The organism is Wolbachia endosymbiont of Tuta absoluta (assembly GCF_059414725.1).
In genome coordinates this window covers 1-9,707 of the sequence record NZ_JBNRJY010000564.1, presented here as the reverse complement: position 1 = coordinate 9,707, position 9,707 = coordinate 1, and the positions used below count along the sequence as shown (strand labels likewise).

Here is a 9,707-nt window from a genome sequence, read left to right as displayed (position 1 = left end):
ATGCGTAGACTCAGACGGCAAAACATCTGGTTTAATAAGTTTTAGAATCCTTTCAGTTTCTTTCTGAATGAATTCCTCTCCTTTTAAACAATATGACCGAAGACTTTCAGGTCGCACCATCTCTCAAATGTATCAGAGATCCTTTTTTTATCGTGAACTAATTAGCCATTTTTATAAAGCTCACTTTCAAAATATTTATTGACTGCATATTCTACTAATACACTGAACATTGCTATTATTGGAATAAAAAATAATATACCTATAAACCCAAAATATGAGGTGCATATGACAACTCCTAAAATAATGATAGTTGGATGTATATGAACTTTTTTTCCTATTAATAAAGGCACTAATATGCTTGAGTCTATTAATTGACCAACACTAAATAATAGCAAGACAGCAGTACTTTCAAACCATCCACTAAATTGAGTAATGGCGCTCAAAAATCCGATAATAGTGTATAATAATGGCCCTATATAGGGTATAAATGTTAATGTTCCTGATAAAATTCCAATAGCTACAGAATGCTTCAGCCCAATTATGCTAAGGCCCACGGAGTAAAAGATCATCATGACTATACATACGTTTAACTGTCCCTTTAGGTAATTAGATATAATGAAATCTACTTTAGAAAAATAACCTGCAGCTTTTTCTCTGTAAAGAATGGGAATTAGTTTATTAGCCTTTTCTACAATTGCAGGCCAATCACGTAATACATAAAAAAACACCACAAGCGTAATAGCTATTAATGATACCATGTAAATCAAATTAAAGCTTGAATTTAGCACTTGAATTATAAGATTACTGCCCATGCTAAGAGCATTTATAAAATAAGATATATAATCACTGTAATTTTCTACTAGATTTTTAGACAAATGATCAAATAAACTATCTTCAGTTTTTATATTAAGAAATTCTAGCACAGAAGGAATCACTTTAAGCTTTAATGAAGGTATCTTATTTACTAAGAAATTTAATATTAAAGTAATTTGAAAATATATAATAGGTAAAACAAATGTAATAACTAATATAAAAGCTATCAATAAGGCAAGTGTTATAAAAACTACAGAACATGAACGCGGTATTCTATATTTTTCAAACTTGGTTACTAGCGGGTTAAATAGATGTGCAACAAAAACAGATATTAGACACGGAACAATCATAGGACGCATCAAAAATAATGCCCCTATTATGAAAAGCAGTACACAACAAATAGTTATATGACGTTTTTGCATGTGTTTAGAATAGTTAATTTACCGAAAAATATAAAGTTTTTTGTAAGTACTACCTATTCATTATTTTATTAGGCATGAGATCAGCCAAATTTTCACTCAATTGCCAACTAGATAAAACTCCGTTATGCGGGTTATCTGTAAAGCCTCTCAGATTAACGATCTTAATCGAATTTCTATTTAACAATAGATCATCTACTGCCTTTGCCAATTGTGCAGGATATGGTATTAAGGTGTCTCTTTCATGATTAATGACTACTATTGGTATATTATCATTTTGTAGCTTTTGTATATTGCTTACTATATCAAAATCTAAATTTAGGACCTTAAGCATCTTTTTCAATAAGCATGAGGGCAGTACACTTAAAATTTTTGCTTGAGGAATTGGAAAATGCTTTATTGCATTATGAAAAGAGCTGAAAGTGCTAGTAAAAATAACGCCTCCAAGTTTAATATTTTTGTCTGTAAAATATTTTAATACTTCTGATGCAACTGCTCCCCCAAAAGAATGGCCGAAAAGTATTATATTTTCCGATTTCACACCCTTCTCCATTAATTCATTGATTTTTTCTATTGAAGACTTAGATAAGCTTTGATTCTTATTTATAAATGGAATCATGAGTGGTGGTACAGATAAAAAGGTACAAGTTAAAGCTGCTAAGATGGCTAAACTTGCTGTACTAGATGTCATTGGATTAGTAAGTAATATTAAAGTTGGTAATAGTATTGATGTTCCTAAAAACAAGAAACTAGCTATTGCGTAAGTTATATAGTTTTGAAATGCAATTGGGTATTTATGTGCATGAGTGTGAAAATTAGACCTATGGAGATATGTAGATCTATCTTGTATATACCTGGCCGCATTCTTATAATTATCACCTATTCCATGAAAAAATATAAGATGTATCTCATTTTCTTTATTATACTTAGCAACGTGTATTATTTTCCTCTAGCATATATTACACCTAGTAAAAGAATATTCTTTTTTGAGAATTGGATCAACTTTTTTAAAATGCTAGATAACTTGTATTAACACCGAAAATGGTAAGCATGTACACTAACAGACTTGAGGAATACAAGATAGCAGCATTAATAGTTGCAGCAGGAGTAGGCAGTAGATGCAATGCCAAAATCCCTAAACAGTATATAAAATTGGCAGGTAAGTCTGTTTTATTTCACACAATTAGGAAATTCTTAGCTAATCAGTACATAAGTTACATAAGAGTGGTAGTGAATGAAAGTCAAAAAGATTTCTATAAAGAAGTTACGTCATCAACTATAGATACTAAATTGCTGAGTCCAGTATGTGGAGGAAAAAGCAGGCAGAGTTCAGTTAAACTTGGACTGGAGAGTTTGCAAAAGATCAATCCAGATTTTGTTATTATACATGACGCTTGTAGGCCTTTTGTATCAAATATTCTAATAAACAACTTGATTGAATCTATGATTAATGGTCAATATACAGGAGTAGTTCCAGCAATAGAAGTCGAGGATACTATATCGTTGGTGAGTAATAATTTCATTGAATCTACGATTTCAAGAGAAAAACTTAGAGCCATGCAAACTCCTCAAATTTTTAATTTCAGAGAATTATTATCGTGCCATCAATCAGTCAAAGAATTTACTGATGATTCATCACTAATGGTAGAGCATAAAAAACATGTTGCGATTATTGAAGGTGAGAAAAAGAATTTTAAGTTAACTACAAAAGAGGATATCAATATGGCAAAACTTCTCTTTGGAGAGCCAAAATTCCGTGTCGGAACCAGTTATGATATACATAAATTTGTTAAAATTCAAAATGATGCTAAGAGCTTTATAAAAATTTGCGGTGTGGAAATTGAGCATAATATGGCAATAGAGGCACATTCCGATGGTGATGTTGCAATACATGCAATCGTTGATGCAATACTCGGAGCACTAGGATGTGGCGATATAGGAGAACATTTTCCTCCTAATTCCTCTAAATGGAAGGATTGCAATTCATCTCATTTTCTTGACTTTGCTGCTAAAAAAGCACAGGAAAAAGGATATAGCGTGTCTAATTTAGATATTACTATAGTTTGTGAAGAGCCTAAAATATCGCCTTACAAAGCAGGAATGAAGGAATTCATATCAAAAATATTAGAAATTAATGGTGAATTCGTAAATATCAAAGCAACCACAGCGGAAAAATTAGGTTCTATTGGAAGAAATGAGGGAATAGCAACGTATGCTTCTGTGCTATTGCGTGCAAATTTTTATTGAAGGTAGAAACGAAATAACTTACTTGACAAACTCCACCATTTCACTTCCATTGCAAGGAAAGTGGGAAGGTTTGTCAAGAAATTTCTATCAGCTACTTTCGACATTAATAGCTGATTCAAGTCTTCTATTCAAAATTTTCAATATAAAATCCAATTCATTTGAGTTGTTATAACGTATCATGACTTTACCCTTAGAATTACTGTCATTAATTTTGATCTTTAAACCAAGCTGAGAAGATATAGCTCCTTCTAATACTGCCATATCTTGATTTTTAGTACACTTATGCTCTTTTCGGTCGTTATTTTGTTGTAAGTCTTTTATCAATTTTTCAGTTCGCCTAACGCTCAGGCCCTGAGAAACTATTCTTTCTGCAATACTTTCCGCATTTTCAACATTAATCAATGCTCTTGCATGACCCATAGACAATTTTTTCTCGTTGATCATTGTTTTTACTCCATTAGGGAGTGACAGCATTCGTATCATATTGGTTATGTGACTGCGGCTTTTACCTAAAGTTAAGGCTAATTCTTCGTGTGTATAGGAGAATTCATCTATTAGTTTTCTGTACGCCTCACCTTCTTCTATTGGATTAATATCTTGCCTCTGTATGTTTTCAATTATCGATACTTCTAAGCATTCCTTGTCATTTAAATCTTTTATGATAACCGGCACACTATCAAGATTTATGACCTTACTTGCTCGCCAACGACGTTCCCCTGCTACTATTTCATAACCTTCATTACTTGGATCTTTGCGCACCACAACAGGTTGTATTATACCATTTTTCTCTATCGAACCTGCAAGTTCTTTTAATGACTCCTCATCAAAATATTTTCTCGGCTGAAATTTGCTCGGGTGTAGTAATGAAATAGGTAACCGATCTTCTTTATTACCATAATTATCGCCTATGAGGCCAGCAAGACCTCTACCTAAGCGCCTATTGTCCTTCACGCTGCACCCTCACTTATCAGCTTTTTCTCTTTACAGATGCTCATGTGTTTCTTTAAAATTTCTTTTGCCAAACTTATATATGCTTGTGCACCAGGACACTTAAGATCATATACAATAGCAGGTTTTCCATGAGAAGGCGCTTCTGATAACCGTACATTACGTGGAATAATGGTCTCATACAAGGGGATAATAGTTTTATATACTTTATCATTTAAATATTGGCAAATATCATTTTTAATCTGCTCACTAAGTTTGTTGCGTCTGTCATACATTGTGAGCAATATTCCTTCTATTAACAGGAAAGGGTTTAGGTTATTTCTTTTTATCAGCTCTACAGTCTTAACTAAATGGCTCAATCCTTCCAGAGCGAAAAATTCACACTGAAGAGGAACAATAATCGAGTCAGCAGCGGTCAGAGCATTGATAGTAAGCAGACCAAGTGATGGAGGACAATCGATAATTATGTACTCATAATTATTACGTACTTTCTCTAGCGTATCTTTTAGTACGAATTTTCCCTGCTCAAGTTGTGATAGCTCAATTTCTGCAGCTGATAAGTCAACCACTGATGAAATCAGCGATAGATTTGGAATTTCCTTTATATTGAAAATTGCCGATTCCACCAATTCACTTTCGCTGCTCAGCAGTATTTTATATATATTTTTTTCTTCCCTGCTACGATAAGAAATCCCAAGTCCTGTACTAGCATTTCCTTGAGGGTCAAGATCTACCAGTAAAGTACTTTTTCCCACAGCAGCAAAGGCTGTTGATAAATTTATACTAGTTGTAGTTTTACCAACTCCACCCTTTTGATTTACTATTGCAATGATCTTGCTCACGCCTTTTATCTTATGTATAAAATAACTCTATTGTATATATGCAAGAAATTTTTGCATTAGAAAAATTTTTTTGTTGCCAATCATGCTCAAAGTAAACTGCCTTTTTTTGTCTTGTGTAACACACTTTGAACCTTATTTCCTAACTCATTCAGAGTAAATGGTTTGGGTAAAAAATGGAAGTCTTCTATATTGATTTCATCGCTCTTTAAAAAAGCATCCTCTGTATACCCAGAAATAAAAATAACTTTGATGTTTGGCCTATGTATCAATGTTTCTTTAACTATTTCTGGACCACTCACCTCTGGCATGATTACATCAGTGATTATTAGATCTATGTGTTGATTTTTTTTTCTAATGATCTCTAGTGCCTCGCTGCCTATACTCGCTTCTATTACATTAAATCCTTTTCTTGTAAGAGCCTTAGCAGTAAATTCCCTTACTGAATCTTCATCTTCAATTAATAAAATTATACCATTACCTTTAATCTCTACCGGTTTCTCTATTTCTTTACTATCTTCCTCTTTATCATTTTCATCCGATATGTAAACTATGGGCAAAAATATGCTAAATTTAGTTCCATGATTCACTTTGCTAGCAACATAGATGTATCCTTCGGTTTGTTTAATAATGCCATATACAGTAGAGAGGCCAAGACCTGTACCAGAAGTAATATCTTTGGTAGAAAAAAATGGATCAAATGCCTTTTCAATTATATCACTCGTCATTCCACATCCAGTATCAATCACTTCAATCACAACATAATTCCCATGTTCAATCGTTTCCTTATCTGGAGAAAACATATCCTGAGGTGTAGAATTTAATGAATCAACCTTTTGATTAAAGGTTCGTATAGTTAACTCTCCCCCCTTTTCCATAGCAGCACCAGCATTAACTGCTAAGTTAAGCATAACTTGCTCTAATTGTCCTTGGTCAGCCCTAACAGCACCCAAATCGCTACCATAATAAATATTAAATTTTATATTTTCACCTATTAATCTTTTGATCATTTCATAAAGATTAGCTATCGTACCATTTACATTAATAATCTTTGGCTGCAAAGTCTGTCTTCTTGAAAAAGCAAGCAGTTGTCTTACTAAATTTGACCCACGTTTTGCATTTTGCTGTATCTGTATTATATCTCCAAAAGATGGATCGCTAGCTGAGTGCTGGAGTAAAAGCAAATCACAAAATCCTATTATTCCGGTTAATATATTATTGAAATCATGTGCAATACCACCTGCTAATTGCCCTATAGCTTGCACCTTTTGATAATGCTCAAGTTTTATCTCTAGTTTTTTACGTTCAGTATTATCAATAAAATAACAAAGTATGAACATCACTTTATTATGAAGAAACTTATTAAAATATATTTTCATGTTATTACCGCCATTGAGCTGCACATCAAAGGACGCATTATTTATCCTATTACTTGAAAAATATTCACGCACTTTCATATGATAACCATCTGATATCAATGCAAAGATAGAATCATTACTTGACCCCGCAAGTTTTACTAATGCTATATTTTTCTTTATAAAATTGCCATTTATATCGCATTGTGCAATAGCAATTGACGAATTTGTAAAACAAGGGTGTAGTTGATAATCAACAATATTTGATTCAGTTGGTGTTATAAAGCCGTGTATATAGCTATGATTGTATTTATCACAAAATATAGCAGTACTCATATAAGCCTTAAATGGAGCACCGCTTATAGTAAAAAACATAATTTCATTTTTGGTTATTGTATCGTCATACTTAGATTGAGATATAAAATCATTGATTGAGCTACCTTTTTCCAATTTTTTTAGTTCAAACATGTCTAAAAATCTTTTATTTACAGATAAGATACCTCCTTTTGTATTTGCAACGTAAGTTGCTATATTGTGTTTCTCTATCAACTCTTCATATACCTGCTCTTTGTTTACCTGTGTTGCCTTCAGTACAAAATACCCATTCGGTCTTGCTATTGGGGCTAATGATAAATTTAAAGTCTTATTACTATTTATAGCAATTTGTGGATTATCCGGTATTGGTTCAGAGAGCAAAAGAAAGTTAGATATTCTACTCTTCTTGCTTAAGGAAATGCATACTTTTACAGAAGTGTTATTTCTTAACGCATGATAGAGTGATTTTCTGTCTTTTTCTGACACATCTCCTGCTTCAAGAATTTTATCTAGCGTAACATCATCGTTTATGTGATCTTTGAACCTTTCGTAGAACCTCGCATCAGCATAAATAATACCCTCATCTTTATGTAAAATGAGACAAAACTCTGTATTATGATTCAGCGCATTTGCAAATATTGCATTTTGAAACTCTATGATATTAAGTAGATACTTGTAACGTTTTATATTATATACCACAAAGAGAGTCATTAGAATGCTAATTAATAAATTAATCTCTATATTAACATGCTGACTATATACATTAGAAAAATAGAGTACTGATATTGCTATTGGAGGTAAGAACATAATAACTGCCATCACAATAATTGACATCCCATAATTTCTTAGTATGAAGTCAACTCTGTTCTCTTTTTTGTTATCTATGTATCTTTTACTCATTATTATTGCTTGGCATCCTTGCACATATAAAAATATTCTACTATATTGATTTAATTATTATAGATTTATTAACATCCTTGATGAGTAGTTACTATCCCAATCTAATTAAGTCCTGTAAATATAGAGTACAATAATATTAATAAGCCAACAGAAGGCATTATGGAAAAACAAAAGACACAAGCATTTGAATGGTTCTGCGCACTGAGAAACAAGATCACCGAATCTTTCTTATCAATTGAGGTACAGTCATTCACACAACCAAAAATCGAAAAAAGAAAGTGGAACCGACCAGGTGGAGGAAGTGGTGAATCTACAATTATCTTTGGTAATATTTTTGAAAAAGTTGGAGTAAACGTTTCAAGAGTATACGGAAAGCTCGAAGACTCAGCCATTAATGAAATTCCTGGTGCAAGTGAAAGCAATGGAGAGTTTTGGGCAAGCGGTATATCTTTAGTGTCTCACATGCAATCTCCCCTTATCCCTGCAGCACATATGAACACAAGATTGATATATACCTCAAAACAATGGTTTGGTGGAGGAATGGACTTTACTCCAATTTATAAGGATGAGGGAGATTGCAAGTATATTCACGAATCAATTAAAGCAACTTGCGATGAGTTCAACATCGAATATTATCCGAAATTTAAAAAGCAATGTGATGATTACTTTTTTTTACAACATAGAAAAGAGCCACGTGGTATTGGTGGAATTTTTTATGACAATCTAACTTCTGGCAACTGGAAAAACGATTTTGAGTTCACAAAAGCAGTAGGTGAAGCCTTTTTAGAAATTTACTTACACATCATACACAAACATATGCAAAAATCTTGGACAAAAGAACAACGAGAAGAACAATTGATAAAACGTGGCAGATATGTGGAGTTCAATCTTCTTTATGATCGTGGTACAAGGTTTGGTTTAATGACTAATGGTAACCCCGATGCAATTATGATGTCGATGCCTCCTCTTGTTAAGTGGGTGTGAAAAGCGATTATTAATATAAAATAAATCGTTATAGTTTAAGATTGTACCACATATGGTGAGCTTTTGTATAGAGGGGTACAATCATGGGTATAAGTAGATAGTTTTTTAATTAAATCCGCTAGAAATAGCAATATAAGAGGCGTGAGGCTAGCTTTAAGTCTTCATAATATAGTAAACAGCTTTGAAAAACTCTTTTCTAGAATTAATCCTTTTAGGAACAAGGGGTCATTTGACTTGAATAATGATCAAACTTTAAATCGAGCTTTAGAGTATGCAGTAACAAATCTTGATCATAATGTAATGACGTTACTTATTAGTGCTGGAGCAAATATTAATGAGATAAATAATAGTATAGGAAATGTAATCCTTCAATACAAAATAGCATCATAAGCTATGCAGTACGGAGATAAGGACAGTCTCAAAGATCATAAAGAAAAATGTTGTTTAGTGCTTGGTGAGCTAATAAAAAAAGAAAGAAAAGAAATATTGGAGATTTTGAAACAAACGGAAAGTTGTGACAAGCTTAAAGAGGAAGTAGAGATAAAATTTAAGGCCAACTCACCTAAAAAACCTCCTAGGATTTTTGAGCATGATGATATTTTACTTTTAAAAGAGCCCATTTATGATGAGGTATATGACGCTAAGGTTAGTAACTCATTAGAAGAGTTGAGCGTATCGGAAGAATCCATTTATGCTGAAGTATATGATTTGCATAAAAGATCTACTGAAAATTTATCATTGAAAGATAGTGGTTATTCTAGTATATCAGGAGAACCTATTTATGAAGATGTAGATGATTTCTCAGAGCAAAAAAAGCCCACTAGCTTAAATCATAAAGAGCAACCAGAGCCTATTTATGCTAAAGTAGATTTATCGAAAAAGAGATC

General features: G+C 32.6%; 8 protein-coding genes and 1 pseudogene. 4 read left to right on the top strand and 5 right to left on the bottom strand.

Annotated features, from left to right (window positions below; all coding sequences use genetic code 11):
- Nucleotides 1-161 precede the first annotated feature (161 nt).
- Complete coding sequence (locus tag ACJ5GX_RS06365; protein WP_026097254.1) at nt 162-1,235, bottom strand: AI-2E family transporter; 1,074 nt, start codon at nt 1,233-1,235, stop codon at nt 162-164.
- Nucleotides 1,236-1,284: 49 nt separating this feature from the next.
- Nucleotides 1,285-2,172, bottom strand: a complete 888-nt coding sequence (locus ACJ5GX_RS06360) for an alpha/beta hydrolase family protein (protein ID WP_418089957.1) — start codon at nt 2,170-2,172, stop codon at nt 1,285-1,287.
- A 101-nt stretch (nt 2,173-2,273) separates the two neighbouring features.
- Here ACJ5GX_RS06360 and ispD point away from each other — a divergent pair, with 101 nt between their 5' ends.
- Entirely contained in the window at nt 2,274-3,479 is a 1,206-nt protein-coding gene (gene ispD, locus ACJ5GX_RS06355) for a 2-C-methyl-D-erythritol 4-phosphate cytidylyltransferase (protein ID WP_052264975.1), read from the top strand.
- A gap of 87 nt (nt 3,480-3,566) precedes the next feature.
- Here the strand turns inward: ispD and ACJ5GX_RS06350 are convergent, their stop codons facing one another.
- From ACJ5GX_RS06350 to ACJ5GX_RS06340, 3 genes are all read right to left on the bottom strand, one after another.
- Complete coding sequence (locus ACJ5GX_RS06350; RefSeq protein WP_052264974.1) at nt 3,567-4,430, bottom strand: ParB/RepB/Spo0J family partition protein; 864 nt, start codon at nt 4,428-4,430, stop codon at nt 3,567-3,569.
- Nucleotides 4,427-5,269, bottom strand: coding sequence for a ParA family protein (locus ACJ5GX_RS06345; protein WP_006014513.1), 843 nt, complete (start codon nt 5,267-5,269; stop codon nt 4,427-4,429). Before ACJ5GX_RS06345 ends, ACJ5GX_RS06350 begins: the two co-directional genes overlap by 4 nt.
- Nucleotides 5,270-5,355: 86 nt before the next feature.
- Nucleotides 5,356-7,836: a response regulator gene (locus tag ACJ5GX_RS06340; RefSeq protein WP_007302355.1), complete on the bottom strand. Its 2,481-nt coding sequence runs from the start codon at nt 7,834-7,836 to the stop codon at nt 5,356-5,358.
- Nucleotides 7,837-7,995: 159 nt separating this feature from the next.
- On the opposite strand from ACJ5GX_RS06340, the gene hemF reads away from it, so the two are divergent.
- The 3 genes and pseudogenes from hemF to ACJ5GX_RS06325 form a co-directional block, all read left to right on the top strand.
- On the top strand, nt 7,996-8,820 hold the full coding sequence (gene hemF / locus ACJ5GX_RS06335) for an oxygen-dependent coproporphyrinogen oxidase (protein WP_052264973.1): 825 nt from the start codon (nt 7,996-7,998) through the stop codon (nt 8,818-8,820).
- 141 nt (nt 8,821-8,961) lie between these two features.
- Nucleotides 8,962-9,210, top strand: a complete 249-nt coding sequence (locus tag ACJ5GX_RS06330; protein ID WP_019078621.1) for a hypothetical protein — start codon at nt 8,962-8,964, stop codon at nt 9,208-9,210.
- A 3-nt stretch (nt 9,211-9,213) separates the two neighbouring features.
- Nucleotides 9,214-9,707: pseudogene (locus tag ACJ5GX_RS06325) on the top strand (ankryin); the annotation flags it as partial.